This is a genomic window from Streptomyces sp. NPDC030183 (assembly GCF_055573455.1).
Window position 1 is genome coordinate 251,215 of sequence record NZ_JBVIBK010000007.1, and the last position, 25,437, is coordinate 276,651.

The window sequence follows — 25,437 nt, forward strand, 5'->3', positions numbered from 1 at the left end:
GGCGCCGCCTCCTCGACGACCGTGGCCTCGGCGACCGTGCCCTCGACCGTGTCGACCGCCGCCTCGGCGGCCGGAGCGACCGGTTCCGCCGACGCCGTCTTGCGCGTGCGGCGACGGCGCGGCTTCGTCTCGTCGGCGGCAGGCAGCGCCCCCGCCGAGTCCTCGACGTCCTTGACCGCGATGTCCTTGGCCGACACGTCCTGGGCCGAGCCCGTGGCGGTGTCCACGGCGTCCACGGCGTCCACCGTGTCCACGGCGTTCCGGGCCTGCTCGGAACCCGCGGTCTCCGCCGTCGGCGTGACCGCCTCCGCTGCCGGTGTCGTGCCGCCGCGGGTGCGGCGACGGCGGCGGGGCGTGCGGGGGCCGGCGTCCGGCTCGGCGGCCGTGCCCGGCGTCTCCGTGGGCCGCGTCGGCTCGGCGACCGCCGTGGCCTCGGGGGCCGTCGCGTCGACCGCGGCGCCACCGCGCGTCCGGCGGCGACGGCGCGGCGTACGCGCCGGGCGCTCGCGCTCGGCGGACGGCGCCGGGCCGGAGGAACGACCGCCGCGCCCGCGGGCACCGCGTCCACCCGGCTCACCCAGGTCTTCCAGCTCCTCGGCGTCGAGGCCGGCCCGCGTACGCTCCGAGCGCGGCAGGACACCCTTGGTGCCCGCCGGGATGCTCAGCTCCTCGAAGAGGTGCGGCGACGTGGAGTACGTCTCCGGCGGGTCGTTGAACCCGAGGTCCAGCGCCTTGTTGATGAGCTGCCAGCGCGGGATGTCGTCCCAGTCGACGAGGGTGATCGCGATGCCCTTGGCGCCCGCGCGGCCCGTACGGCCGATGCGGTGCAGGTACGTCTTCTCGTCCTCGGGGGACTGGTAGTTGATGACGTGGGTGACGCCCTCGACGTCGATGCCGCGCGCGGCGACGTCGGTGCAGACGAGGACGTCGACCTTGCCGTTGCGGAAGGCACGCAGCGCCTGCTCACGGGCGCCCTGGCCGAGGTCGCCGTGGACCGCGCCGGAGGCGAAACCGCGCTGCTTGAGCTGGTCGGCGAGGTCGGCGGCCGTGCGCTTGGTGCGGCAGAAGACCATGGCCAGTCCCCGGCCCTCGGCCTGCAGTATGCGCGCGACCATCTCCGGCTTGTCCATGTTGTGCGCGCGGTAGACGTGCTGCGAGGTGTTGCGGACCGTCGCGCCTTCGTCGTCCGGGGCCGTGGCACGGATGTGCGTCGGCTGCGACATGTAGCGGCGGGCCAGACCGATGACGGCGCCCGGCATGGTCGCCGAGAACAGCATCGTCTGGCGCCGGGACGGAAGCATGTTGATGATCTTCTCGACGTCGGGCAGGAAGCCCAGGTCGAGCATCTCGTCGGCCTCGTCGAGGACCAGGCACTTGACGTGCTTCAGGTTCAGCTTCTTCTGGCCGGCCAGGTCGAGGAGCCGTCCGGGGGTGCCGATGACGACGTCCACGCCCTTCTTCAGGGCCTCCACCTGCGGTTCGTAGGCGCGACCGCCGTAGATCGCGGTGACGCGGACGTTGCGCACCTTGCCGGCGGTCAGCAGGTCGTTGGTGACCTGCGTGCACAGCTCGCGGGTGGGGACGACGACGAGCGCCTGCGGGGCGTCGGTGAGGTCCTCGGGCTTGGCGCGGCCGGCCTCGACGTCGGCGGGGACGGTGACGCGCTCAAGGAGCGGAAGGCCGAAGCCGAGCGTCTTGCCGGTGCCGGTCTTGGCCTGGCCGATGACGTCGGTGCCGGAGAGGGCGACCGGGAGCGTCATCTCCTGAATCGGGAAGGGAGTGATGATGCCGACGGCTTCCAGGGCCTCGGCCGTCTCGGGAAGGATTCCGAGATCTCGAAAAGTCGTAGTCAGGGTGCTGCCTCTTCTGTGTACGCGGCGTGGCGCGAGCGCGGGGGTCGTGTCGTCTGACCGTGCCGGGGGGACATCGGCCGCCCTCACGGGCTGGCCGTGTGGCACGGGACCACTGCCGACGCTCTAGCGCTCATACCGCTGAGGGGTCCCTCCGGATGCCCGTACGCAGAGTGCCGTACGGAACTGGAGGGCTGTCGGGTCGGAGCCGATCGGGCCACCGACCGGGCATCCTCATGCGTGCGGCCTGTCGAGAGACGGTCGAGATACCGCGGTGGTACGTCGACGTACTCAGCAGGCGCATTACCACCATACCCCGGAAACGCGCACATGCGATGGCCGATTTGGTCACGTAGTCGTCGTCACACCGATCGACCGGGCCCTTCCGCACTGCGCAGAGCGGGCTATTGTGCGCTTCATGACCACGTCTGACAAGCCTGAGAACGCCCCCGGTACCGCCGAGACGACCGAGACCGCCGAGGTCACCGGCATCGCCGCCCAGGACTGGGCCCAAGCCTCGGCCGACCCGCAGTACCGCGCCGCCGTCGTGGATCTGCTCGGAGCACTGGCGTACGGGGAGCTCGCGGCGTTCGAACGGCTCGCGGAGGACGCGAAGCTGGCGCCGACGCTCGTCGACAAGGCGGAGCTGGCGAAGATGGCCGCCGCCGAGTTCCACCACTTCGAGCGGCTGCGCGACCGGCTCACGGAGATCGGCGAGGAGCCGACGCGGGCCATGGAGCCGTTCGTGGACGCCCTCGACGGCTTCCACAAGCAGACGGCGCCCTCGGACTGGCTGGAGGGCTTGGTCAAGGCGTACGTCGGCGACTCGATCGCCAGTGACTTCTACCGGGAGGTCGCGGCGCACCTCGACGCCGACACGCGCGGGCTGGTGCTCGCCGTCCTCGACGACACCGGGCACGCCGAGTTCGCCGTCGAGAAGGTGCGGGCCGCGATCGACGAGGACCCGCGGGTCGGCGGGCGGCTCGCGCTGTGGGCAAGGCGGCTGATGGGCGAGGCGCTGTCGCAGTCGCAGCGGGTCGTGGCCGACCGGGACGCCCTGTCCACGATGCTCGTGGGCGGCGTGGCCGACGGGTTCGACCTGGCCGAGGTGGGGCGGATGTTCTCCCGGATCACCGAGGCCCACACGAAGCGCATGGCCGCGCTGGGCCTGGCGGCGTGAGCCGCTGATCCTGTGGCCCGCTGATCCCCCGCTGATCGCCGTGGCCGGCTGATGGCCGTGACCGGCTGATCGCCGTGGGTCGCTGGTCGCTAGTCGTTGTGGGGCGCGGCGTCAGTGGGCGGCTGCGGGGCATCCGTGGTCGGTCGCGCCCGCTGAGGGGTGCCGCGGATGCCAGGGGTGCCGCCGACGTCGCCGCGGCCCCGTGTGTCTTCGGTGGGCTCGCCGTTACGCGGGTGCCGAGCTGCGTCGAAAACGCTCCGTCGGTCGCAGCAGGAGCGACAGCGACGCCGCGGCGACGATCGCCGCCCCGGTCAGAAGCACCAGGAAGTTCGTGGATCCCAGGGCGGTGTGGGTCAGGAACGCGCCGAAGAGGGCCCCGGCCACGCCGGTCGGCAGCACGAGCGTGCGGGGCGGCAGACGGTGCGCCAGACGGTAGACGGCGGCACAGGCGAGGGCGAGTCCGACGAGTGCGGATCCGAGCGCTTCCAAGAACATGATCGGGGTCCCTCCCGCACGGCCTGGCCTGGGCAAATCGGTCGTAGCCGGTACTACCCGCGAGTCACGGAACGCAATCCTCCTCTGTGGACGAGTTGTGGCTCCCCTGTGCGCTTCGCGCCATGGGGGGAACGAGGAGCGCGGACCCGGGCGCATACGAAGGGGCCCGGTGGTTTCACACCACCGGGCCCCTCCGCTATGCCTCGTACGCCTCTCGGCTACAGCGCGCTGAAGCCGACCTTGCGGACGGTCGGCTCGCCGATGTCGATGTAGGCGAGACGGTCGGCAGGGATCAGCACCTTGCGACCGTGCTCGTCCGTGAGGCTCAGCAGCGCCGACTTGCCGGCCAGCGCCTCGGACACGGCACGCTCGACCTCCTCGGCACTCTGACCGCTCTCCAGAACGATCTCGCGGGGCGCGTGCTGCACGCCGATCTTGACCTCCACGGCTATGTCCCTCCGACGGTCAGTGAAGTGCGCGGGCGTCCGCGCCGTACCCAGCACACATTAGCCCGGTGAGGGGACGTCCACCCTCCGCTCGGCAACGCCAGGAGCGAACAGGGTGCGGGAACAAAACCCCGGACCAGGCTGTGCCGAACACCGGTCCGGGGCGCGGGGCGACCGTCAGTGGTGCTCGATGCCGTGCAGCGGGAAGCCGGCGATGCCGCGCCAGGCCAGCGACGCCAGCAGCTGGACCGCCTGCTCGCGCGGGACGCTGCGGTCGCTGTGCAGCCAGGACCGCGCCACGACCTGGGCGAGACCGCCCAGACCCGAGGCCAGCAGCATCGACTCCGCGCGCGACAGCCCGGTGTCCTCGGCGATGACGTCGCAGATGGCCTCCGCGCACTCGTTCGTGACCTTGTCGACGCGCTCGCGCACGGCGGGCTCGTTCGTCAGGTCCGACTCGAAGACCAGCCGGAACGCGCCGCCCTCGTCCTCGACGTACGCGAAGTACGCGTCCATCGTGGCCCGTACGCGCTGCTTGTTGTCCGTCGTCGACGCGAGCGCGCCGCGCACGGCCTGGATCAGGGACTCGCAGTGCTGGTCCAGCAGAGCCAGGTAGAGGTCGAGCTTGCCCGGGAAGTGCTGGTAGAGGACCGGCTTGCTGACGCCGGCGCGCTCGGCGATGTCGTCCATCGCGGCCGCGTGGTAGCCCTGGGCCACGAAGACTTCCTGGGCGGCGCCCAGGAGCTGGTTCCGTCGGGCTCGGCGCGGAAGGCGTGTGCCCCGCGGGCGTGCCGCCTCTGTCTGCTCGATGGCTGTCACGCCGCCTCCCAAAATCGTCCATTTGCGGTGTGCGCCGCGCCGCCATCGTACTTTTCGGTAACCCTGGTGCGCGCGGTGCGAGCGCAGAATTTCACGGACCGGACGCCTGGGAAAGTGCCGCGGACCACGTCAAACGGGGGCAGGGTGGGCAGAAGGAAGCCCTTTCCGTTCACCGTTCGTCGTCTTTCACGTCCCCAGCGGTCGTCCTGATGGGAAGCGGGACGCCGACGGGGAGCGCCGACTCGTCCTCGCTACCGGTAGTCGTCCTCGTCGAGGTCGACCACGCGGGCCTGTTCGGCGAGGTCCGCCGGGTTCCCGGCGTCCGGATCGACGTCGGTCAACGGGTCGTCCCGGTCCGGGACGACGTACGTGTGCTGCTCGGCGGCATCGGCCTCGGGGGCCTCGACGTCGTCGATCTCCACGGCTTCGGCCTCCGTCTCGGCGAATGTCTCGGGATCGGTGGGGTCAACGGCCATCGTGGTTTCCCCTTCCTGCTACTGCCTAGGTGCTGCCGAAACGTCCCTGAAGCGGCAGGGGCCCACGCACGGGTCGCACGGGTTGTGCCTTGTCGCCTACGAGCCTAGGAGACAGCCGAACGTGGCGCTATGCGGTCCGGTACCCCTCCGCACATGGCTCGATCTGTGATGGCGAACACATGAGCCACTACGTGATCGTCTCGTAACATTGCCGCATGTCTTCGACCGATCTGCCGTCCCTGCTGACCGCCACCGCGTCGCCGAAGGCGAGTTCCGTGCGCGTGGCGCCGGGGGAGCGGCTCAGGTCCGTGAGACTGCCCGGGATCACTCTGGCGGTCCGGTCGAGAACTCCGGCTCGCGACGATCTGCCGCCCGCCCTGTACGTACACGGCCTGGGCGGCTCCTCGCAGAACTGGTCGGCACTGATGCCGCTGCTCGACGAGTCGGTGGCCAGCGAGGCAATCGACCTGCCCGGTTTCGGCGACTCACCGCCACCGGACGACGGCAACTACTCGATCACGGCACACGCGCGTGCGGTGATCCGCTACCTGGACGCGTCGGGGCGCGGCCCCGTGCACCTCTTCGGCAACTCCCTCGGCGGTGCCGTCACCACCCGCGTCGCGGCCCTGCGCCCCGACCTCGTCCGGACGCTGACCCTGGTGTCGCCCGCGCTGCCCGAACTGCGGGTGCAGCGCACCGCGGTGCCGACCGGGATGCTCGCGATACCCGGTGTGGCGGCGCTCTTCACCCGCTTCACCAAGGGGTGGAGCGCCGAGCAGCGTGTCCGGGGCGTCATGGCGCTCTGCTACGGCGACCCGGGTCGCGTCTCGGAGGAGGGCTTCCGCAACGCGGTGGAGGAGATGGAGCGACGCCTCCAGCTCCCGTACATGTGGGACGCGATGACGCGGTCCGCCCGGGGGATCGTCGACGCGTACACCCTGGGCGGGCAGCACTCGCTGTGGCGCCAGGCCGAGCGGGTCCTCGCCCCGACGCTCCTCGTCTACGGCCGCCGAGACCAGCTCGTCGGCTACCGCATGGCCCAGCGCGCCGCCCGCGCCTTCCGCGATTCGCGCCTGGTCTCCCTGCCGGACGCCGGGCACGTCGCCATGATGGAGTACCCGGAGACGGTCGCCGCCGCGTTCCGCGACCTCCTGGCCGATACGGCCAGGAGGGGGTCGAACGGTGTGGGAGGCTCTGAGGGACATGCCTCCGGAGCGCCGCATGCGGGCGTACGGGGCTCAGCGACGTCGGCCCGGGACCGGGCGGACGCGGAGCGGGCGGACGCGGAGCGGGTGAACGGGAAGCCTGTGAATGGCGAGCGTGTGAACGCCGAGCGTGTGATGAACGGGAAGCCGGGGGACGCGGTCGGGTCGGCCACGTCCGACCGGGACGATTCCGCCGGGGGCGGGTCCGCCCCTGGCACCCCTGCTGTGGGGAGCTGAGGCGCCGCGTGGGACGGCACAGCCGCAAGGGGCGGGCGCCGAAAGGCGACACGAGCGAAGGATCAGCGGCAGGCGCGGGCCCAGGGGGCTCGCCCGGAGCAGCGGGCGACCGGGTCCCGCGCGGGTACCGAGGGTACGAGGGGGCTGCGGGTCCGGGAGTCCGACGTCTCTCTGAGGGCACGCCGGCGCACGGGTTCCCTCGTACTCCTGAGGGCACGCCCGCGCACGGGTTCCCTCGTACTCCTGAGGGAACGCCCGCGCAGGGATTTCCCCGGCTCCCCGACGGCACGCCCGCGCACGGTTTTCCACGCCTGTCCGACGGCGCCCGCGGCGGAGGCTTCCCGCAGAGCCGTGGCGGGCATCCCGAGCAGCGTGAAACGGGCGGCGGCTGGGGCCGGTTGGGCGGTGAGGGGCGACCACGCGCAGGTGCTGGACAGGGCGCGTACGGGGCTCCTCCGGGGGCCCCGTACGGCGCACCCGGCGGCCCTTCGCACGGCACGCCGCACGGCGAGTCCGGCGGCCGTCCCTCCTTCGGCGCGGCCGACCAGGGTCAGGGGAAGGGGCGGCGCATCCCCATCCCCCGGCAGCGGCAGGAGGTCGTTTTGCCGCCGGCCGGTGGCCCTCGGCAGGCATACGTGGACGCCTTCGACGAGGTCGACGACGTCTTCGCCCCCGGCAGGGCCAACGGCTCCGGCAGTGGCGTGCGGGATGAGCGGGCTGTCGGAGAGGACCCGCTGAAGGGTGAGCCCGCGGAGGGCAAGGACACCGGTAAGGGCGGCAAGGGGAAGGCGTTCGCCGGGATCGCGGCCGCCGCGGTCACCACCGTGCTCGCGGTCATCGTCGGCGGCCAGGTCGCCGACGGCCAGGACGACACCGCCGCCAGGACGCAGGCCGCCGACGCCGCCGACCGCGCCGTACGGGGCGCCTCGCGCAGCGACGACCGGCCCACGCCGTCCAGCGTGCCGCACGTGAGCGTGACCCCGCTCTCGTACGACGAGAAGATGGGCAGGAAGTACGATCTCGCCGCCGACCTGGAGGGCAACGGCAAGTTCGAGGCCGTCATGGGCTTCGACAAGGCGCCGGGGACAGGGCGGAAGTACCGTTACCGGGTCGATGTCGAGGAAGGGCTCGGCCTCGACGCGGAACTGTTCGCCGAAGCTGTGCAGAAGACCCTGAACGACGACCGGAGTTGGGCGCACAACGGCGGCCGTACCTTCGAACGCATCTCCTCGGGAAAGCCCGACTTCGTGATCACGCTGGCCAGCCCGGGCACCACAGCCGTGTGGTGCGCCAAGTCGGGGCTCGACACCACCGTGGACAACGTGTCGTGCGATTCGGCCGCCACCGAGCGCGTGATGATCAACGCCTATCGCTGGGCCCAGGGTTCGAAGACCTACGGCGACCGCATCCACGCGTACCGGCAGATGCTGATCAATCACGAGATCGGGCACCGTCTCGGCTACAGCCATGTGACCTGCGACAAGGACGGCGACCTCGCGCCCGTCATGCAGCAGCAGAGCAAGTTCCTTTCCTATGGCGGGATCACCTGCAAGCCCAACCCGTGGGCGTATCCCGAGAGTTGAGCAGACGCCCGGGCCCGGCCCCGTGCTCGTGTCCCTGGATGGCCTGACGGCATGTAACCGGTTGATCCCCTAGCGCGACGAAACGCGTCCCGCTAGGGAAAGTTACGACCGTTCACCCCTTTTGGTGGGGGGGGGGGGAAAAACCCCCCCCCCCCCCCCCCTCTCCCCCCCCCCCCCCCCCCCCCCCCCCCCCCCCGCCACCGTCTTGTCCGCATACGTTCGTCCCGCTGCGAGCCGCCGGGAGAACGGCGGCTCCCCAAACGGGAGATCGGGGGTGCACGCGTGCGCATCGGACTGCTTACGGAGGGTGGCTATCCGTATGTGAGCGGTGACGCCAGGCTCTGGTGCGACCGACTCGTGCGTGGGCTGGAGCGACACGAGTTCGACGTCTACGCGCTCAGCCGTAGCGAGCGACAGGAGGACGAGGGCTGGGTCCCGCTGCCGCCACAGGTCAGCCGCGTTCGGACGGCACCGCTGTGGACGGTCGAGGACGACGGCGTGGCCCTCGGCCGTCGGGCGCGGCGACGCTTCATGGAGGCGTACGGGGAACTGGCGTCGGTGCTCTGCTCCGCCGGGGCGCCCGAGTCGGTGGACCTCCCCGGAAGCGGCTCCGGCACTGAGGCGGACCGTTTCGGCAACGCCCTGTACGGGCTTGCCGAGCTGGCCCGCGAAGAGGGCGGACTGGTGGGCGCCCTGCGCTCGGAAGCCGCCGTCCACACGCTCGAACGCGCCTGTCGCACGCCGGGCGTTCACGGGGCGGCGCGCGAGGCCCGCGTACCGGATCTGCTGACCGTCGCCGCACACCTCGAACGTGCGCTGCGCCCCCTTTCGCTCGACTGGTACGAGGAGGACGGGCTCGGCTCGGTCGACCTGTGCCACGCCGCGGCCGGCGGCTCGGCCGCGCTGCCGGGGCTGCTGGCCGGTCACTTCCACGGGGTGCCGCTCGTGGTCACCGAGTACGGCGTGCCGCTGCGCGCGCACTACCTCGCGACCTCCGGTGACGCGCCGGTGCGCGCCCTGCTCGCGTCCTTCCACCGGCAGTTGACCGCCGAGGTCTACCGGCGCGCCGCCTGCCTCACCCCCGGGAACACCCACGCCCGCCGCTGGCAGGAGCGCTGCGGAGCCGACCGCGCGAAGATCCGTACGGTCTACCCCGGCATGGAGGCGTCCCGCTTCGCGGAGGTGGGAGAGTCGCCGGAGAGCGCGGACCCCCACACCCTGGTGTGGGTCGGCCGCATCGAGCCGGCCAAGGATCTGATCTCCCTGCTGCACGCCTTCGCCGAGATCCGGAGAGCGGAGCCGAAGGCCCGGCTCAGAATCGTCGGCGCCGCCGCGGGCGCCGAGGGGGTCGCGTACCTCGGCCACTGCAAGGCCCTGGCCGCCCAGCTCTTCCCCGACGAGGCCGACGGCGTCCACGCCGTGGGTGACAGCCCCGTCTCCTTCGAGGAGATCGGCGACCTCGCCGTCCGCGACCTGGCGGAGGCGTACGCGTCCGGCGCCGTCGTCGTCCTGTCGAGTGTCGTCGAGGGGTTCCCCATCAGCCTCGTCGAGGCCATGTTCTGCGGACGGCCCACGGTGTCCACGGACGCCGGTGCCGTCGTCGAGGTCATCGGAGGGACGGGACTCGTCGTCCCGCCCCGCAACCCGAGGGCGCTCGCGGAGGCGTGCGTGGCGCTCCTGCGTGAGCCCGAGCGCCGTGCGCGCCTCGGTGCGGCAGCCCGTGCCCGCGCCCTCGAACTCTTCACGGTGGAGCAGAACGTGGCGGCCTTTCGTGGCATCTACCTGGAGGTCGTCTCCCACGCCCCGGTCCGGAAGGTCGTCCTCGACGAGACCGGCGAACCCCTGCCGTTCGGCGCTCCCGCCGAGGCGCACGTCCCCGGCCGCTGGACCGAGACCCGCCTGGCGACGGGCGGCCTCGGGGTGGCCGGGGTGGCGGGCGTCGCGGGGGTCGCGGGCCTTGGCGGAGTCGTCTCCGGCCGCCCCCGCTGGGCGGTCGACACCCCGGCCCGCGCCACGGGAACGCCCCCGCCGCCGGCAGCCACCGGCGAACCGGTGCCCGCGGGGGAGGGGGCGCGATGAGCGAGCTGCGGTTGGACGGTTTGGAGACGTGGGACGGCTCCGACGAAGCGGTCACTTCGTCGGCGATCACATCGGATCCACCGGCGCCCTGCGATCCGGCCCACCATGAATCTGGTGCTGGTGCTGGTGCTGGTGCTGGTGCTGGTGCTGGTGCTGGTGCTGGGGCCGGGGTCGGAGGCGGTGCCGGCGCCGGGGGCGCGGTCGATTTCGAGGGCGCGCCCGCACCCTCGTCACGGCCTCGCTCGCTCGATCACAGCCCCCTCGCCCCCGAGCGTGACGGCCGCACCTCCCCCGACCCCGATCCCGCGCCCACCTCCAGACGCGGGGGCGTGGACCCCGTGAAAGCCCTGATGCACCGGCACCGGGAGCTCTGCGAACGGGCCGTGGACCCGCTGGAGATCGCCGCCGGGCTGGAGGCCCACGGCGTCACCGACCGTACAGCCGCCCGTTTCCGCCACCGGGACGTGTTCTCGCTCGCCGAGGAGATGTACGCGCGCGTACCCCGAGACGCGGAGACACCCCCGGAGCGCCGGCCGATGCCCGCCGCGCCCGGCCCCGGGCGCGGATGGACGGTGCTCGCCCTGCTCCCGGGTGCCCTGTGCGCGGCGGCCGTGGTCGGCGTGCGGCTCACGCATGGTCAGCCCCGACTCGTGGTGGCCGCTGCCGGCGCCCTCGCCGTCGCGTTGGGTCTGCGTGTCGCCCTCCGCCGCGGCCCGCTCCAGGCCCCGGCCGGCACCACCGGCCGCAGCGGCGCATGGACCTGCTTGCTGATCGCGTACGCCCTGCTCGGCGACGGTCTGCTCGCCGCCGGACTCGCCGGAGGCCCCGACGGGCCCTGGCCCCTGGCCACCGCCCCCGTCCTGGCACTCGCCCTGGCCTGCGCTCCCGCCCTCTGGTGCGCCCACCTCCTCTCCGTGCGCGCCCGCCGCAAACTCGTCGCGAGCCGCGGTCTCGCCGACTTCGCCGACTCCGTGAAGCCCCTGCTCCTCGGAGTGGTCGCCCTGTACCTGTGCGCCCTGGTCACGCTGCTCACCCTGTGCGGCGCGGTCCTGGACGAACCGGCCGTCCACGCGGGAGCAGTCGCCCTGGGCGCTCTGCTTCTGCTGGCCCGCCTCCTCACCGTTCACGGCTTCCCGCACGCCCCGGCCGTCGCCCTGTGCACCGCGGCGCTGACCGAGACCTTCGCGCTGGCCACGGTCTTCGCGAGCCGCCTGCCCGGCTGCTCCTTCCTGGCCGCCCCCGTACGGACGGTCACCGGCGCCTGGGGACCAAGCGCCGTCCCCACCCTGGTCTGCGGCATCGCCGCACTCCTCCTCCTCGTGCACGCCACCCGCACCCTCACCCGTGCCTCGGCCCACGCCCGCCCCCCGGGGGCGACCTGATCCCACCCCGGCCGGTCCACGGCGCGGCGGCCACAGACCGCCGCCCCGAAGCCGAGCCCACCGGTACGCGGGACAGCCGTCGCGCGCACCCCCTCCCGCGGGGCCGACACCGCGGGACCACCTCATCACCCACGGCACCACCTCATAAGGAGAACGCCAGATGATCACCTCCCGAACCGGAGAGTCCGCCCCGGGAGCCGCCCGATGAGGGTCCTGCTGATCGGAGCCAACGGATACCTAGGCCGTTTCGTCGCCGAACGCCTCCTCGCCGACCCGGCCGTCCAGCTCACCGCGCTCGGTCGCGGCGACGACGCCGACGTACGGTTCGACCTCGCCACGGGCAGCCCCGGAGCGCTCACCCGCTTCCTGGACGCGGTCCACCCCGGTGTCGTCATCAACTGCGCGGGAGCAACCCGCGGCGGCGCCCGCGAACTCACCCGGCACAACACCGTCGCCGTCGCCACCGTCTGCGAGGCACTGCGTCGCAGCGGCTGCGGGGCCCGCCTGGTGCAGATCGGCTGCGGCGCCGAATACGGCCCCAGCCAGCCCGGCTCCTCCACCGCCGAGGACGCCGTGCCCCGCCCCGGCGGCCCCTACGGCGTCAGCAAACTCGCCGCCACCGAACTCGTCCTCGGCTCCGGCCTGGACGCCGTCGTCCTGCGGGTCTTCTCACCCGCCGGACCCGGCACCCCCGCCGGCTCGCCGCTCGGCCGCCTCGCCGAGGCCATGCGGCGCGCCATGCAGTCCGGCGACGGCGAACTCAAACTCGGCGGCCTCGGCGTCCAGCGCGACTTCGTCGACGTACGGGATGTCGCCCGCGCCGTCCACGCCGCCTCGCTCTCCGCCGCCCAAGGCGTGATCAACATCGGGTCCGGCCGTGCCGTGCGCCTCCGCGACGCCGCCGCCGTCCTCGCCCGCGTCGCCGGCTACGGCGGTGCCCTGCACGAACTCGACGCCACGCCCGGCCCCCTCAGGCCGACCATCGGTCACCCCCGGCCCGACCCCGACCACGCCCCTCCGGTCGCCTACCCCTACCCGGACGGCTGCGGCAGCTGGCAGCAGGCCGACGTCCGCACCGCCCGTGACCGGCTCGGCTGGCGCCCCCGCATCAACCTGGAGGAGTCCCTGGCCGACATCTGGATGGAGGCGGCATGCCGTATCTGACCTCCGCCGCGTCCGGCACAGCCAGCACCGGCCTGAGCGCCGGCCTCGGCATCCCCGGCTATGCGCACCCCCTTGTCGCTCCACTGGAATGGGGCGAACTCACCCGCCCCAGGACCCCTCTGCACTGGGTCGTCCTGAACATCGCCGACGGCCCCGGCACCCGCCCCGACCCGCTCTGCCTGGAGGCAGCGGGCCGGCTGCGCAACGCGGGCGTCCGTGTCCTCGGCCACCTCGACCTGACCTACGGCGCGCGCCCCTTCGGTGAGATCGTCGCCGACGCCCACCGTCACCTCGACTGGTACCGGGTCGACGGCTACTTCCTGGACCGCTGTCCCACCGAGCGCAGCGCCCTTCCCGGGATCAGCCGCACCGTCCTCACCCTCCGGGCGCTCCTCGACGGCGGCCACATAGTCCTCGGCCACGGCACCCATCCCTATGCCGGGTATGCCGAGAGCGCCGACCAACTGGTGACATTCTCCGGGCCTTGGAGCGACTACCGCTGGTCCCAGGTGGCCGAATGGACCGCCGACCACCCTCCCGAGCGGTTCTGCCACTTCGTCCATGGAGTGCCCCGCGTCCACCTCGACGAGGCACTGCGCATCGCCCGCTGGCAGGGCGCCGCCACGATCTACTTCACCGACCACACGGACCGGGGCGGCCGAGCAGACCCCTGGGCGACCCTGCCCGGCTACTGGGACGAAATCGTCTCGCTGGTTGGAACAGGTGTCTCGGAATGAAAAAGGGCGTGGCAGTGTTACTGGGAGAACAACTGTAGTGATTGACCGATCAACGGAGTCCCCGTGTCGCTGCCACCCCTGGTCGAGCCCGCTTCCGAGCTCACCGTAGATGAGGTCCGCAGGTACTCCCGCCACCTGATCATCCCCGACGTCGGGATGGACGGGCAGAAGCGGCTGAAGAACGCCAAGGTGCTCTGTGTGGGCGCCGGCGGCCTGGGCTCGCCGGCGCTGATGTACCTCGCCGCTGCGGGTGTCGGGACGCTCGGCATCGTGGAGTTCGACGAGGTCGACGAGTCGAACCTGCAGCGCCAGATCATCCACAGCCAGGCCGACATCGGCCGCTCCAAGGCCGAGTCCGCCCGCGACTCCGTCCTCGGCATCAACCCGTACGTGAACGTGATCCTTCACGAGGAGCGGCTCGAGGCCGACAACGTGATGGACATCTTCAGCCAGTACGACCTGATCGTCGACGGCACGGACAACTTCGCCACCCGTTACCTGGTCAACGACGCCTGCGTGCTGCTGAACAAGCCGTACGTCTGGGGTTCCATCTACCGCTTCGACGGCCAGGCATCCGTCTTCTGGTCCGAGCACGGTCCCTGCTACCGCTGCCTCTACCCGGAGCCTCCGCCGCCGGGCATGGTTCCGTCCTGCGCCGAGGGCGGCGTCCTCGGTGTGCTGTGCGCGTCCATCGGCTCCATCCAGGTCACCGAGGCCATCAAGGTCCTCACCGGCACCGGTGAGCCCCTCGTCGGCCGGCTGATGATCTACGACGCCCTCGAGATGCAGTACCGCCAGGTCAAGGTCCGCAAGGACCCGAACTGCGCGGTCTGCGGCGATAACCCCACCGTTACCGAGCTCATCGACTACGAGGCATTCTGCGGCGTCGTCTCCGAGGAGGCCCAGGAGGCGGCCGCCGGCTCGACGATCACTCCCAAGCAGCTCAAGGAGTGGATCGACGACGGCGAGAACATCGACATCATCGACGTCCGCGAGATCAACGAGTACGAGATCGTCTCGATCCCCGGGGCCCGACTGATCCCGAAGAACGAGTTCCTCATGGGCTCCGCCCTGGAGAACCTGCCTCAGGACAAGAAGATCGTCCTGCACTGCAAGACGGGTGTCCGCAGTGCGGAAGTCCTCGCGGTCCTCAAGTCGGCCGGCTTCTCCGACGCCGTCCATGTGGGCGGCGGCGTGATCGGCTGGGTCAACCAGATCGAGCCGGACAAGCCGGTCTACTAGTCCCGCCCCCGCCCCCGCTCCCGCCATCGGCGGGCGCCCGCTCTCCACGGAGGGGCCCGGCACCACGCGTGCCGGGCCCCTTTGCGTGGGGGCCGCGCCTACGCGCACACCTTTCCGTCCTTCGGTACCGCCCCGGCCAGCAGGTACGCGTTCACCGTCGAGTCGACGCAACCGCTGCCGCTGCCGTACGCCCCATGGCCCTCGCCCTTCCAGGTGAGCACCACACCGACACCCTCGCCCAGCTCCCGCGCCATCTTCTCGGCGCCCTCGTACGGCGTCGCCGGGTCCCCCGTGTTGCCCACCACGAGAACGGGATCGGCCCCCGGCGCGCTCACCTCCGGTGAGTCCGTCAGACCAGGCACCGGCCAGTCGTGACACCAGCCCGCGGTGTCCCAGCCCAGGAACTCGCCGAACACGGGCGAGAGCTTCCGGAACTCGGGCAGCAGCGCCTTCGTCTCCTGCGGTGTCGGCCGCTGCTTCTGGTCCAAGCACGATATGACGCGCTGTGAGTGGGTCGTCGTGCCGTAGCGGCCCGAGGGGTCGCGGTCGTTGTACCCGTCGGCCAGGGCCAGCAGTTCCGTGCCGTCGCCGTCCTCCGCCGCGTCGAGAGCACTCGTCAGGCCGGGCCAGCCCTGCTCGCTGTAGAGCGGCAGGACGATTCCGGTGATCGCCAGAGTCTGGGTGAGTTCCCGCCCGGACGTCGTCGGCAGCGGCTCGGCGTCGATCCGCTCCAGCAGATCGGCGATCTTCCGGGTGCCCTTCTTCGGATCCTGTCCCGTCGACGCGAGGTAGTTGTCGAGCGCGCGCTGGAAGCCCAGTGTCTGGTTCTTCGCGTGGCCCACCGTGTCGGCGGTGGGGTCGACGACCGCGTCGAGCACCAGGCGACCGACCCTCTCGGGGAACAGGTGGGCGTAGACGCCGCCGAGTTCGGTGCCGTACGAGATGCCGAAGTAGTGCATCTTCCGGTCGCCGACCGCTCGGCGGATGAGATCCATGTCGCGGGCGGTGTCGGCGGTGGAGACATGGGACAGGAGGTCGCCCGCGGCGCGCTCGCAGCCGGCGCCGAAGTCGGCCGCGTCCTTGAAGAAGGCCGACTCCTCGGCGGCGTCGTCCGGGGTGGCGTCAACCGACTCGGCCGCCTGGATCTCCTTGTCGCCGCGGCAGCGCACCCCCTCGCTCTCGCCGACGCCGCGCGGATCCCAGCTCACCAGGTCGTACCGCTTGTGCAGCTCGCTCGTGAGGCCGGCGTAGGAGGGCATCGTGGACACGCCCGAGCCTCCCGGTCCGCCGAAGTTGAACAGGAGCGAGCCGAGCCGTTCGCTCCTGTCGCCGGTCGCCTCGCTGCGGATCAGCGCCAGACCGATGGTCTCGCCGTCCGGCTTCGACCAGTCCAGCGGGACCTTGAGGGTCGCGCACCGCCAGTCGTCACCCGGCGGCGGTCCCTCGGACGTCGCCTCGCAACGCCCCCAGTCGAGCTTCTGTGAGGGGAGAGCGGAAGGACGCGCGGTGCTTTCGCCGTTCCTGGCGCTTTCCCCGTTCCCGTCGTCCGCGCCTCCGCTGCAGCCGGCGACCAGCAGCACCGCCGCGGTCAGGGCCGCTCCCCGTAGTAGTCGAATCATGAGCAAATCCCCCCTTACGACATCACCCGCCGGATGTCGTGAATGGCAGTCATGCCATGGTATGCGGACTGCCTCTTTTGCGTCGGGGCCTGTGGATAACGTTCTGACCTGCGGTTTCAGGTGCAGACCTTGCCGGATTTCGGGAGCTTGCCCGTAAGGAGGTAGCCGTCGACGGCCGCTTTCACGCAGGCGTTCCCGCTGCCGTACGCACCGTGCCCCTGCCCCTTGTACGTCAGCTCGACACCGACTCCCGCCCCGAGCGCCTCCACCATCTTCCGCGCGCCCTCGTACGGCGTGGCGGGATCGCCCGTGTTGCCGATCACGAGGATCGGCGCCGAGCCGGGCGCGCTCACGTCGGGGTGGTCGGCCGCGCCGGGGACGGCCCAGTCGGTGCAGCTCAGCATGGACCAGGCCAGCCACTCACCGAAGACGGGTGAGGCGGCCCGGAACTCGCCCTGTCTCGCCTCCACGTCCTTGGTGGTGTACCGCGGTTTGTCGTCGGCGCAGCTGATGGCGATGTTCGCCGCGGCCAGGTTGCTGTACTCGCCGTTCTCGCTGCGCCCGTTCATCGAGTCGGCCAGCAGCATCAGCAACCGGCCATCGCCGTTGTACGCCTGCTCGAGTCCCTCGGTCAGATAGGGCCAGAGGTCCTGGGAGTACAGGGCCTGCGCGATCCCGGTGGTCGCGGCGGACTCCGTCAGGTCACGGGGGAAGGCACCGGGGATCGGCTTGCGGTCGAGGTCCTTGAGGAGCGCCATGATCCGGTCCTTGACGTCCCGCGGGGTGTCGCCGACCGGGCACTCCTCCGCCTTCGCCACGCAGTCCTTCGCGAAGTTGTCCAGCGCGAGCTGGAAACCCTTGGCCTGCCCGAGCGTGCCCTGTTCCGGTGTCTGTGTCGGGTCGACGACCGCGTCGAACACGGCCCGCCCCACGTTCTTGGGGAACAGGTGGGCGTAGACGCCGCCGAGTTCGGTGCCGTAGGAGACCCCGAAGTAGTGCAGCTTGTCGTCGCCGAGGACCTGGCGCATCAGGTCCATGTCGCGTGCGGCGTCCGGGGTGCCGACGTGCGGGAGGGCCTTGCCGGAGTTGTCCTCGCAGGCGGCGTTGAACCTCTCCGTGCTGTCCACGAGCTCCTGCCGTTCGGACGCGTCGTCCGGCGTCTGGTCCTGTTGGAAGTACTCGTCGAGTTCCTCGTCGTCCTCGCACTCGACGCCCGCGCTGCGACCGACCCCGCGCGGGTCGAAGCTGACCAGGTCGTAACGCGTGCGCAGATCGGCGAACTCGTCGGCGAAGGCGGGGAGCGACTTGACGCCCGAGCCCCCGGGGCCGCCGAAGTTGAAGACGAGCGAGCCGATCCGTCGGTCCCGGCTGCCGCTGGACCGGGCGCGGATCAGTGCGATGCCGATCGTGTCGCCCTCGGGGTCTTCCCAGTCCAGGGGCGCCTTCATGGTCGCGCACTGCCAGGGGTCGCCGTTCGGCAGGGGAGAGGGAGCGGGGCCGCCGCCCTCGGAGGCAGAGGGTTCAAGGCAGTCCTTCCAGTCCAGCTTCTGCGTCGTCAGATCCGACTCCTCGTCCTTGCCCGTGGCCTCGTCACCGCAGCCCACCGCCGACCAGGACAGCAGGACGGCGACGGCGGTCAGGGCGATGGCGCGCAGCCGGAGCGAGGTGGGCATGCACCCATCCTGAAGCCGCCCCGAGTGGTGCGCTCGGGGCGCGGGCCGTGCGGGTGAGGGGGCCGATCCGCCTCCACGCGCGCGTGGAGGCGGTGCACCGCCCTGCTAGAGGGCGCCCTTGCGGGTCAGCTGGTTGAAGGCCAGCCACCCCGGCAGAACGGGCAGCCACAGCGTCAGGAGCCGGAACAGCAGGACGGCGGGGGCCGCGACCTCCTTGGGGAGGCCGACGGCGATGAGGCCGACCGTCAGCGTGGCCTCGACCGCGCCCACGCCACCCGGGGTAGGTGCCGCCGAGCCGAGCGCGTTGCCCGCGAGGAAGACGACCGCGACGCTGGCGATGCTGATCGAGGCGTTCTCGTCGCCGAAGGCGCGGATCGAGGCGTCCAGGCACATCACGAAGCAGCCGGTGAGGAGCAGCATGCCGCCGATGCCGGTGACCAGCTTCTGCGGCCGCTGCAACACGTCGAGCATGCGCGGCACTACACCGGCGAAGAGCGACCGCACGCGCGTGACGACGAACTTCCGCAGGAACGGGATCGACGTCACCACCAGGACCAGCACCGCGACCGTCAGCAGGCCCGCGATGACCGTGCGGGACGGTGACAGGGACGGCGTCTTCTCGGTACCGGTGAGATAGCCGAAGGCGAGCAGCATGAGGATGTGACAGCCCAGCCCGAACAGCTGGGAGGCACCCACGCTGGCCACGGCGAGCCCGGGGCGCACGCCCGCACGCTGCAGGAAGCGCGTGTTGAGCGCGACACCGCCGACCGCCGCCGGCGCGACGATCTTCACGAACGACCCGGCGACCTGCGCCGCCACCGTCCGGAGGAACGGCACCCGCTCAGGGACGAAGCCCAGCAGGCTCATCGCCGCCGCCACATAGCTCAGTGCCGAGAAGAACACCGCCGCGGCGACCCAGCCCCACTCGGCGTTCTTTATGAGCGGCCCGAACTCGATGTGGGTCAGCTGGGTCAGCAGGAAGTACGCGCCGATGGCGCCGGCGATGAAGCTGATCAGGGTGCGCGGCCGGACCCGTTCGAGGCGGGCCGGTTCGACGGGTGCCTGCGGCCTGATGAGCAGCACCTGGTGGCGGATCTGGGTGAGCAGATCCTCCTCGCGGGCCTCCTCCAGGGCCTCGTCGATGGCCCGCTTCTCCGCCCGCTGCTCGGCTCGTACGGCCTTCTTGCCGGCCTTGCCGGCCTCGGCCTCCTCCCGGTGCTCCTCCGCTCGGGCCTGCTTGGCCAGATGGGAAGCCTCCAGGACCGCCTCGCGCTCACGTTCCGCCCGTTCGCGGGCCAGCCTGCGCAGGGTCGCGCGCGTGGAGCGGGACAGCGCGATGGGTTGCAGCATCGGCAGGCAGTCGGCCACCGCGTCGGGGCCGAGCACGCTCACCGCCGACGCCACCGCCCGCTCGGCACCCACCCGCAGCCCCAGCGTGGTCAGGAGCTGCGAGACGTCCATGCGGAGCACCAGGTCGCCGGCCGCGATCTCGCCGACGCGCAGATCGGTCAGGATCACCGTGCCGGAACGATCCACCAGAATCGCGTCGCCCACGAGCCTGCGGTGCGCGATGCGGCGCGACTGGAGGGCCTTCACCTGGGCCCAGGTGTCGTGCAGCAGTTCGTCGGTGACCTCGTCGTCCGACAGCGAGTCGAGGGTGCGTCCGCCGGTGTGCTCGTAGACGAGCATCACCGCGTCCGGCCCGAGTTCGGAGGTCGCGATCAGCTTGGGGGCGTTGGCGCCGGCCGCGATGGCCGCGTACGCGAGGAGTGCCTCCTGCTCCAGAGCCTGGCGAAGGGACTGCAGGCTGCGGCGCGTGGTGATGCCGCGCAGCGTCAGCCGCCGCCAGACGCGGTAGAAGAAGCCCTGTGCCTGCTGCTCCCGGTCGACGACGGTGACGTCGAGGGGCGGGCCGTCCTCCAGTGTCACGAAGTACCGGCGGCCCCGGTCGCCGCCCTCCGTGGTGTCCGTCGCCTCCTCGCGGGCGGCGCTCACCGGCTTGAAGCCGACCCGCCTGAGTCCCGCCATCAGGGTCCGGCCGGTGGGGCGCACGTTCGGCGAGCCGACGGCGTAGAGCGTGCCGTAGGCGACCGTCCAGCCGATCAGCACCGTCAGGATGATCGAGAACGGCGTCGTGTAGCCGGCGACCAGCATGGAGAACGTGTCCAGCAGCAGCACGATCCACAGCACCGCGCGCCAGCGGGGTCTGCGGGACATGCCCACGGCCGTCATGTAGGCGATGACCGGTGCGAGATAGCCGTGGACGGGGTCCGTGAGGGCGTGGATGTCGCCGGGGGAGGGCTGGGTGAGCGCCTCCTGGATCGAGTCCGGGGCGGTACGGGCGACCCACAGGTCCGTCGCCAGCGTCACGCCGTGCGCCAGCACCGCGGCGAGCACGCCGTCCGCGATCCGCAGCCCGTCCCGCTTGACCAGCCGCTCGATCGCGAAGGCGACCGGGACCAGCAGGATCGCGATGCTCGACCCAAGGCCCGCGAGCTTGATCATCAGGTCGGGTGCCTGGCCCGTCCCCTTGTTGATGTCCTGTTCGAGGCCGGCCGTGGTGCCGTGCGCGAACGCGGCGATCCCCAGCAGGACGATGATCCCGAGGATGCCGACCGACAGCCGCATGAGGTCCGAGGGACGGTGCACGCGCGCGGGGAGCAGCGGTTCGTCGCCCTCCACCGCTTCGGTGTGGCCCTCGTCCGGGACATCGGCGTCGGGTCCGGCCGGCGGCGACCCGTCCTCGGACCGGTCGTCGCGCGTCTCGGGGGAGGGCGATGTGCCCGGAGGCGGCGTCTTCACCGTCTTCACCGGCTCCTGCGAGCCGGTCGTCTCGGCAGCCCTGTCGTCCCCGTCGGCGGTGTCCGGGCGCGACGAGGCGTCAGAGGTGCCCCCCGCGTCATCGGGGTGCACGCTCTGCTGCTTCATCGTCTCTTCTTGGTCTCGTATCACCAGTCACCGCCCGCACGATGGTGGCATGCCCGGTGGGCACACAGGGGCATCAGGGTGCAATGCGGGGGCGCACAGTCTGCCCGAAGACCGCCCTCGGAGCGAGGGACGCACGCGTCGGCCACCACGTCCCATTGTCGGTGGGGTGGGGCAGGATGGGCCGGATGAGCGAGGAGAGCCTTCCGGTGGACGCCCTGCCGGAGTACGCCGAGCGGGTCCTCGAGGTCGCCGAGCTGATCCCGCCCGGGCGGGTCATGACGTACGGGGACGTCGCCGAGTGGCTGGGGGAGGGCGGCCCGCGTCAGGTGGGGCGTGTGATGGCCCTCTACGGAGGCGGCGTGCCGTGGTGGCGGGTGGTCCGCGCGGACGGCCATCTGCTGCCCGGCCATGAGCTGAGAGCGCTGGGTCACTACCGGTCGGAGGGCACGCCCCTGCGGGACGCGAGCCGCGCCACCGAAGGCCATGTGCCGCGCATCGACATGAGAAGGGCCCGTTGGGACGGCGGCGAACGCGCGGAAGATCACACCTGACCGCCCTCCGCGCCCGGCGGTCTCCGAGACACCCCCGTACGGGGGAATCGGGGTACGTCGGTGGCATGCCGTACGTTCGTGGGGCGAGGGACGCACGTGGTCCGTGAGCCGGGAGGGAACAAGAGGAAGCTGTGCTTCCGCACCACCCGTCGGCGTAGCGTCGGCTGCGCGTGTCCCCCTCACCCCGTAGCCACCGCTCTCCACGAGCAGGGGCAGGGCAACCAGTACACCCACCAGGACCGGCGAACCACGTGAGCTCCTCTTCCTCCACCAGACGCCTGCCGCACACCCAGGTGCGACAGGGGAGCCGTGGCGCTTACCGACTGGTGCGTACCCCACCGGTCCGTTCGAACCCCCCTCATCTGGACGCCGAGCAGCGCTCCGTGGTTGACCACGAGACGGGTCCCCTGCTCGTTCTGGCAGGTCCCGGCACCGGAAAGACGACCACGCTCGTCGAGTCCGTGGCCGCCCGCGTCGCCGGCGGAACGGACCCCGAGCGCGTCCTCGTGCTGACCTTCAGCCGCAAGGCGGCCGTCGAACTGCGCGACCGCATGGCGCTGCGCATGGGCGCCGCGCGCGCCCCCCGGGCCACCACGTTCCACTCGTTCTGCTACGCCCTGGTCCGCGCCCACCAGGACAGCGACCTGTTCGTAGAACCGCTGCGACTGCTGTCGGGCCCCGAGCAGGACGTCGCCGTCCGCGAGCTGCTCGCGGGCCAGCCCGACCTGGAGCGCCTCGGCCTCGCCCATGTGCGCTGGCCGGACGAACTGCGCGCCTGCCTCACCACGCGTGGGTTCGCCGACGAGGTACGCGCGGTCCTCGCCCGCAGCCGAGAGCTGGGCCTGGCCCCCGCCGACCTGCGGGCCTTCGCCGACCGCATCGGACGCCCCGACTGGCGCGCGGCGTCCGCCTTCCTCGCCGAGTACCTCGACGTCCTCGACCTGCGAGGCGTCCTCGACTACGCGGAACTGGTCCACCGCGCGGTGCTCCTCGCCGGCCGCCCCGGCGTCGCGGAGCACCTGGCCGGGCAGTACGACGCGGTCTACGTGGACGAGTACCAGGACACCGATCCGGCGCAGGTACGGCTGCTGCGGGCTCTCGCGGGCGGTGGCCGCACCCTGGTCGCCTTCGGCGACCCCGACCAGTCGATCTACACGTTCCGGGGCGCCGATGTGAACGGCATCCTTGAGTTCCCGGCCGCCTTCCCGCGCGCGGACGGCCGCCAGGCGCCGGTCGCCGTCCTCCGGACCTCCCGCCGCTCGGGGGCCGCCCTGCTCGCGGCCACCCGACTGCTCACCCAGCGCATGCCGCTCACCCGACTCCCGGCGGAGAAGGTACGGGCCCACCGCGAACTCCGGCCGGTGGGGGACGGCGGCCGCGTCGAGGTCTACACGTACCCGACGCCGGGCACGGAGCTGGACAACATCGCGGACGTCCTGCGCCGGGCGCATCTGGAGGACGGCGTCCCCTGGGGCGAGATGGCCGTCCTGGTGCGCGCGGGCGCCCGCACGCTCCCCTCGATGCGACGCGCCCTCACGGCGGCGGGCGTACCCCTGGAGATCGACGGCGACGACCTGCCGCTCCGCCACGAACCGGCCGTACAGCCCCTCCTGACGGCCCTGCGGGCGGTCGCCCGGGCAGAACTGGACGAGCCCGGCACGGACGCCGCGTCGGAGGGAGACGAGGGATCCGGCGCCGATGCCGCCTCGGAAGGAGCGGACGAGCCCGGCGCGGACGCCGCGTCGGCGGAGTCACGCGAGCCGTCCGGCGGCTTTGCGCCGCACCCGTGCTGGCTGGACACCGAGACCGCGCTCGCCCTCCTCGCCTCCCCGCTCGCCGGGATGGACCCCGCCGATCTGCGGCGGCTGGGCCGCGCCCTGCGCGAGGAGGAGCGGGCCGGAGGCAACCCCGTGCCGCCGCCCTCGGACGAACTGCTGGCCCGCGCACTGGCCGAACCGGAGCGGCTCGTCGCGCACGACCCGGCGTACGCCCGGGGCGCGCAACGCCTCGGCGCGCTGCTGCGGAAGGCGCGCGAGCGCCTCGCCGGTGGCGGTACGGCCGAGGAGGCGCTGTGGGACCTGTGGGACGGCACCCCGTGGCCCAGGCGTCTGGAGCGGGCCGCCCGGCGCGGCGGCGCGGCCGGACGCAACGCGGATCGGGACCTCGACGCCGTGTGCGCGCTGTTCGCCACCGCGGCCCGCGCGGAGGAACGCACCGGAGGTCTCGGCGCGCTCAACTTCCTGGCGGAGATCGAGGCGGAGGACATCGCCGCCGACACGCTCACCGGAAGGGCGGTGCGTCCCGACGCCGTACGGCTGATGACCGCGCACCGCTCCAAGGGCCTCCAGTGGCGCCTGGTCGTCGTCGCGGGCGTGCAGGAGGGGCTCTGGCCGGACCTGCGCCGCCGCGGCTCGCTGCTGGAGGCCGACCGCATCGGTCGGGACGGCCTGGCCGAACCGCTCACCCCGGGAGCGCTGCTCGCCGAGGAGCGGCGTCTGTTCTACGTGGCCGCCACGCGCGCGCGGGAACGCCTCGTCGTCACCGCAGTGAAGGCCCCCGCCGACGACGGCGACCAGCCCTCCCGCTTCCTCGCCGAACTCGGTGTGGAACCCAAGGACGTCACCGGCCGCCCCCGCCGCCCGCTGTCCGTGGCCGCCCTCGTGGCCGAACTACGGGCCACGACGGTCGACCCGCGCGTGTCGGACGCGCTGCGTGAGGCGGCGGCCCGGCGACTGGCGAGGCTCGCCGCCCTGACCGACGAGGACGGCCGTCCCCTCGTGCCGTCCGCGCATCCTTACCGCTGGTGGGGCATGTTCGAGCCCACCGAGAGCAAGGTCCCGCTCAGGAACCGCGACCAGCCCGTCGTGCTGTCCGGCAGCGCCCTCGACCAGTTGGCCAACACCTGCGCCCTGCAGTGGTTCCTGGGCCGTGAGGTGAAGGCCGACGCCCCCGCGACCGCCGCCCAGGGCTTCGGCAACGTCGTGCACGTCCTCGCCGACGAGGTCGCCTCCGGACGCACCCCCGCCGACCTCGACGTCCTCATGGAACGCCTCGACTCCGTGTGGAACGCGCTCGCCTTCGACGCGCCCTGGAAGTCGGAACAGGAGAAGCAGCACGCGCGCGTGGCGCTCGAACGCTTCCTGAAATGGCACGTCGACTCGAACGGGCTGCGCGCCGGACGCACCCCGGTGGCCAGCGAGCACGACTTCGACGTGACCCTGGAAGCGGGCGACTACGAGGTGCGCATCCGGGGCTCCATGGACCGCGTCGAGACCGACGCCGAAGGCCGCGCCTATGTGGTCGACTTCAAGACCGGCAAGCAGGCGCCGACCGCCGCCGAGGTCGAACGGCACCCCCAGCTCGCCGTGTACCAGCTCGCGGTCCGCGAGGGTGCCGTCGACGAGCCGTTCGGCGGCGCGCGGCCCGAACCGGGCGGTGCCGAACTCGTCCAGCTGCGGCAGGGCGCCGCCAAGAAGAACGGCGGCGAGACCCTTCCCAAGGTGCAGGCACAGGGCCCCCTGGAGGGCGACTGGGTCGGCGGGCTCCTCGCCAACGCCGCCGGCAAGGTCCTCGACGAGCGGTTCTCCCCGACCAGCGGACAACACTGCGCGCACTGCGCGTTCAGGGCGTCCTGCAGTGCCCGCCCCGAGGGCCGTCACGTGGTCGAGTGACGGACGTGATCCACAGCACCACATACGCTGACCAGCGCTTCTCCTCACCCGGAGGGTGATCCGGCATCCGGTGTCAGTGGGCGCCGCTAGCCTCTCTTGG

At 72.0% G+C, this 25,437-nt stretch carries 18 protein-coding genes; 10 read left to right on the top strand and 8 right to left on the bottom strand.

Going from position 1 to position 25,437, the window contains the following annotated elements:
* Nucleotides 1-1,760: DEAD/DEAH box helicase (locus tag ACZ4Z2_RS11080; RefSeq protein ID WP_468074578.1), on the bottom strand; the 1,760-nt coding region annotated here is incomplete at its 3' end.
* A 499-nt stretch (nucleotides 1,761-2,259) separates the two neighbouring features.
* On the opposite strand from ACZ4Z2_RS11080, the gene ACZ4Z2_RS11085 reads away from it, so the two are divergent.
* Complete coding sequence (locus ACZ4Z2_RS11085) at nucleotides 2,260-3,030, top strand: ferritin-like fold-containing protein (protein ID WP_468074580.1); 771 nt, start codon at nucleotides 2,260-2,262, stop codon at nucleotides 3,028-3,030.
* A 225-nt stretch (nucleotides 3,031-3,255) separates the two neighbouring features.
* On the opposite strand, the gene ACZ4Z2_RS11090 is transcribed toward ACZ4Z2_RS11085, so the two are convergent.
* The 4 genes from ACZ4Z2_RS11090 to ACZ4Z2_RS11105 form a co-directional block, all read right to left on the bottom strand.
* Entirely contained in the window at nucleotides 3,256-3,525 is a 270-nt protein-coding gene (locus ACZ4Z2_RS11090) for a hypothetical protein (protein ID WP_468074582.1), read from the bottom strand.
* A 218-nt stretch (nucleotides 3,526-3,743) separates the two neighbouring features.
* Nucleotides 3,744-3,971 carry a DUF3107 domain-containing protein gene (locus tag ACZ4Z2_RS11095; protein ID WP_055514448.1) on the bottom strand — a complete coding sequence of 76 codons (228 nt, stop codon included), beginning with the start codon at nucleotides 3,969-3,971 and terminating at the stop codon, nucleotides 3,744-3,746.
* 177 nt (nucleotides 3,972-4,148) lie between these two features.
* On the bottom strand, nucleotides 4,149-4,790 hold the full coding sequence (locus tag ACZ4Z2_RS11100; protein WP_055514444.1) for a TetR/AcrR family transcriptional regulator: 642 nt from the start codon (nucleotides 4,788-4,790) through the stop codon (nucleotides 4,149-4,151).
* A gap of 251 nt (nucleotides 4,791-5,041) precedes the next feature.
* Nucleotides 5,042-5,266, bottom strand: coding sequence for a hypothetical protein (locus ACZ4Z2_RS11105; RefSeq protein ID WP_468074585.1), 225 nt, complete (start codon nucleotides 5,264-5,266; stop codon nucleotides 5,042-5,044).
* 215 nt (nucleotides 5,267-5,481) lie between these two features.
* Between ACZ4Z2_RS11105 and ACZ4Z2_RS11110 the strand changes: the two genes are divergently transcribed.
* The 7 genes from ACZ4Z2_RS11110 (at nucleotide 5,482) to moeZ (ending at nucleotide 14,895) form a co-directional block, all read left to right on the top strand.
* Nucleotides 5,482-6,708, top strand: coding sequence for an alpha/beta fold hydrolase (locus tag ACZ4Z2_RS11110; protein ID WP_468074587.1), 1,227 nt, complete (start codon nucleotides 5,482-5,484; stop codon nucleotides 6,706-6,708).
* A gap of 8 nt (nucleotides 6,709-6,716) precedes the next feature.
* A complete protein-coding gene (locus ACZ4Z2_RS11115) occupies nucleotides 6,717-8,291 on the top strand; it encodes a DUF3152 domain-containing protein (RefSeq protein WP_468074589.1) in 1,575 nt (524 codons plus the stop codon).
* A gap of 282 nt (nucleotides 8,292-8,573) precedes the next feature.
* A complete protein-coding gene (locus tag ACZ4Z2_RS11120) occupies nucleotides 8,574-10,370 on the top strand; it encodes a DUF3492 domain-containing protein (protein WP_468074591.1) in 1,797 nt (598 codons plus the stop codon).
* Nucleotides 10,367-11,752 carry a hypothetical protein gene (locus ACZ4Z2_RS11125; protein ID WP_468074593.1) on the top strand — a complete coding sequence of 462 codons (1,386 nt, stop codon included), beginning with the start codon at nucleotides 10,367-10,369 and terminating at the stop codon, nucleotides 11,750-11,752. Before ACZ4Z2_RS11120 ends, ACZ4Z2_RS11125 begins: the two co-directional genes overlap by 4 nt.
* 204 nt (nucleotides 11,753-11,956) lie before the next feature.
* The gene (locus ACZ4Z2_RS11130) at nucleotides 11,957-12,916 is read left to right on the top strand and encodes an NAD-dependent epimerase/dehydratase family protein (protein WP_468074595.1); all 960 of its coding nucleotides are present in this window, start codon (nucleotides 11,957-11,959) and stop codon (nucleotides 12,914-12,916) included.
* On the top strand, nucleotides 12,904-13,653 hold the full coding sequence (locus ACZ4Z2_RS11135) for a spherulation-specific family 4 protein (protein ID WP_468074597.1): 750 nt from the start codon (nucleotides 12,904-12,906) through the stop codon (nucleotides 13,651-13,653). Before ACZ4Z2_RS11130 ends, ACZ4Z2_RS11135 begins: the two co-directional genes overlap by 13 nt.
* Nucleotides 13,654-13,716: 63 nt before the next feature.
* Nucleotides 13,717-14,895: an adenylyltransferase/sulfurtransferase MoeZ gene (moeZ, locus tag ACZ4Z2_RS11140; RefSeq protein WP_468074599.1), complete on the top strand. Its 1,179-nt coding sequence runs from the start codon at nucleotides 13,717-13,719 to the stop codon at nucleotides 14,893-14,895.
* Between the two features lie 98 nt (nucleotides 14,896-14,993).
* Here moeZ and ACZ4Z2_RS11145 read toward each other — a convergent pair whose 3' ends face one another.
* From ACZ4Z2_RS11145 to ACZ4Z2_RS11155, 3 genes are all read right to left on the bottom strand, one after another.
* Nucleotides 14,994-16,514 (bottom strand): alpha/beta hydrolase, encoded by a 1,521-nt coding sequence (locus ACZ4Z2_RS11145; RefSeq protein ID WP_468074601.1) that lies wholly within the window; start codon nucleotides 16,512-16,514, stop codon nucleotides 14,994-14,996.
* Nucleotides 16,515-16,630: 116 nt separating this feature from the next.
* Nucleotides 16,631-18,187 carry an alpha/beta fold hydrolase gene (locus ACZ4Z2_RS11150; protein ID WP_468074603.1) on the bottom strand — a complete coding sequence of 519 codons (1,557 nt, stop codon included), beginning with the start codon at nucleotides 18,185-18,187 and terminating at the stop codon, nucleotides 16,631-16,633.
* Between the two features lie 105 nt (nucleotides 18,188-18,292).
* Complete coding sequence (locus ACZ4Z2_RS11155) at nucleotides 18,293-21,115, bottom strand: lysylphosphatidylglycerol synthase transmembrane domain-containing protein (protein WP_468074605.1); 2,823 nt, start codon at nucleotides 21,113-21,115, stop codon at nucleotides 18,293-18,295.
* 185 nt (nucleotides 21,116-21,300) lie between these two features.
* Between ACZ4Z2_RS11155 and ACZ4Z2_RS11160 the strand changes: the two genes are divergently transcribed.
* Together ACZ4Z2_RS11160 and ACZ4Z2_RS11165 are read left to right on the top strand one after the other, a co-directional pair.
* Entirely contained in the window at nucleotides 21,301-21,666 is a 366-nt protein-coding gene (locus tag ACZ4Z2_RS11160; RefSeq protein WP_468074607.1) for an MGMT family protein, read from the top strand.
* A gap of 251 nt (nucleotides 21,667-21,917) precedes the next feature.
* On the top strand, nucleotides 21,918-25,337 hold the full coding sequence (locus ACZ4Z2_RS11165) for an ATP-dependent helicase (RefSeq protein WP_468074609.1): 3,420 nt from the start codon (nucleotides 21,918-21,920) through the stop codon (nucleotides 25,335-25,337).
* Nucleotides 25,338-25,437 lie beyond the last annotated feature (100 nt).

Excerpts from the sequence above, each read along its gene's own strand:
- ACZ4Z2_RS11145 (WP_468074601.1), bottom strand. The coding sequence starts at position 16,514 with ATGATTCGACTACTACGGGGAGCGGCCCTGACCGCGGCGGTGCTGCTG.
- ACZ4Z2_RS11090 (WP_468074582.1), bottom strand. The coding sequence starts at position 3,525 with ATGTTCTTGGAAGCGCTCGGATCCGCACTCGTCGGACTCGCCCTCGCC.
- ACZ4Z2_RS11135 (WP_468074597.1), top strand. The coding sequence starts at position 12,904 with ATGCCGTATCTGACCTCCGCCGCGTCCGGCACAGCCAGCACCGGCCTG.
- ACZ4Z2_RS11155 (WP_468074605.1), bottom strand. The coding sequence starts at position 21,115 with ATGAAGCAGCAGAGCGTGCACCCCGATGACGCGGGGGGCACCTCTGAC.
- ACZ4Z2_RS11130 (WP_468074595.1), top strand. The coding sequence starts at position 11,957 with ATGAGGGTCCTGCTGATCGGAGCCAACGGATACCTAGGCCGTTTCGTC.
- ACZ4Z2_RS11125 (WP_468074593.1), top strand. The coding sequence starts at position 10,367 with ATGAGCGAGCTGCGGTTGGACGGTTTGGAGACGTGGGACGGCTCCGAC.
- ACZ4Z2_RS11150 (WP_468074603.1), bottom strand. The coding sequence starts at position 18,187 with ATGCCCACCTCGCTCCGGCTGCGCGCCATCGCCCTGACCGCCGTCGCC.
- ACZ4Z2_RS11160 (WP_468074607.1), top strand. The coding sequence starts at position 21,301 with ATGAGCGAGGAGAGCCTTCCGGTGGACGCCCTGCCGGAGTACGCCGAG.
- ACZ4Z2_RS11105 (WP_468074585.1), bottom strand. The coding sequence starts at position 5,266 with ATGGCCGTTGACCCCACCGATCCCGAGACATTCGCCGAGACGGAGGCC.
- ACZ4Z2_RS11110 (WP_468074587.1), top strand. The coding sequence starts at position 5,482 with ATGTCTTCGACCGATCTGCCGTCCCTGCTGACCGCCACCGCGTCGCCG.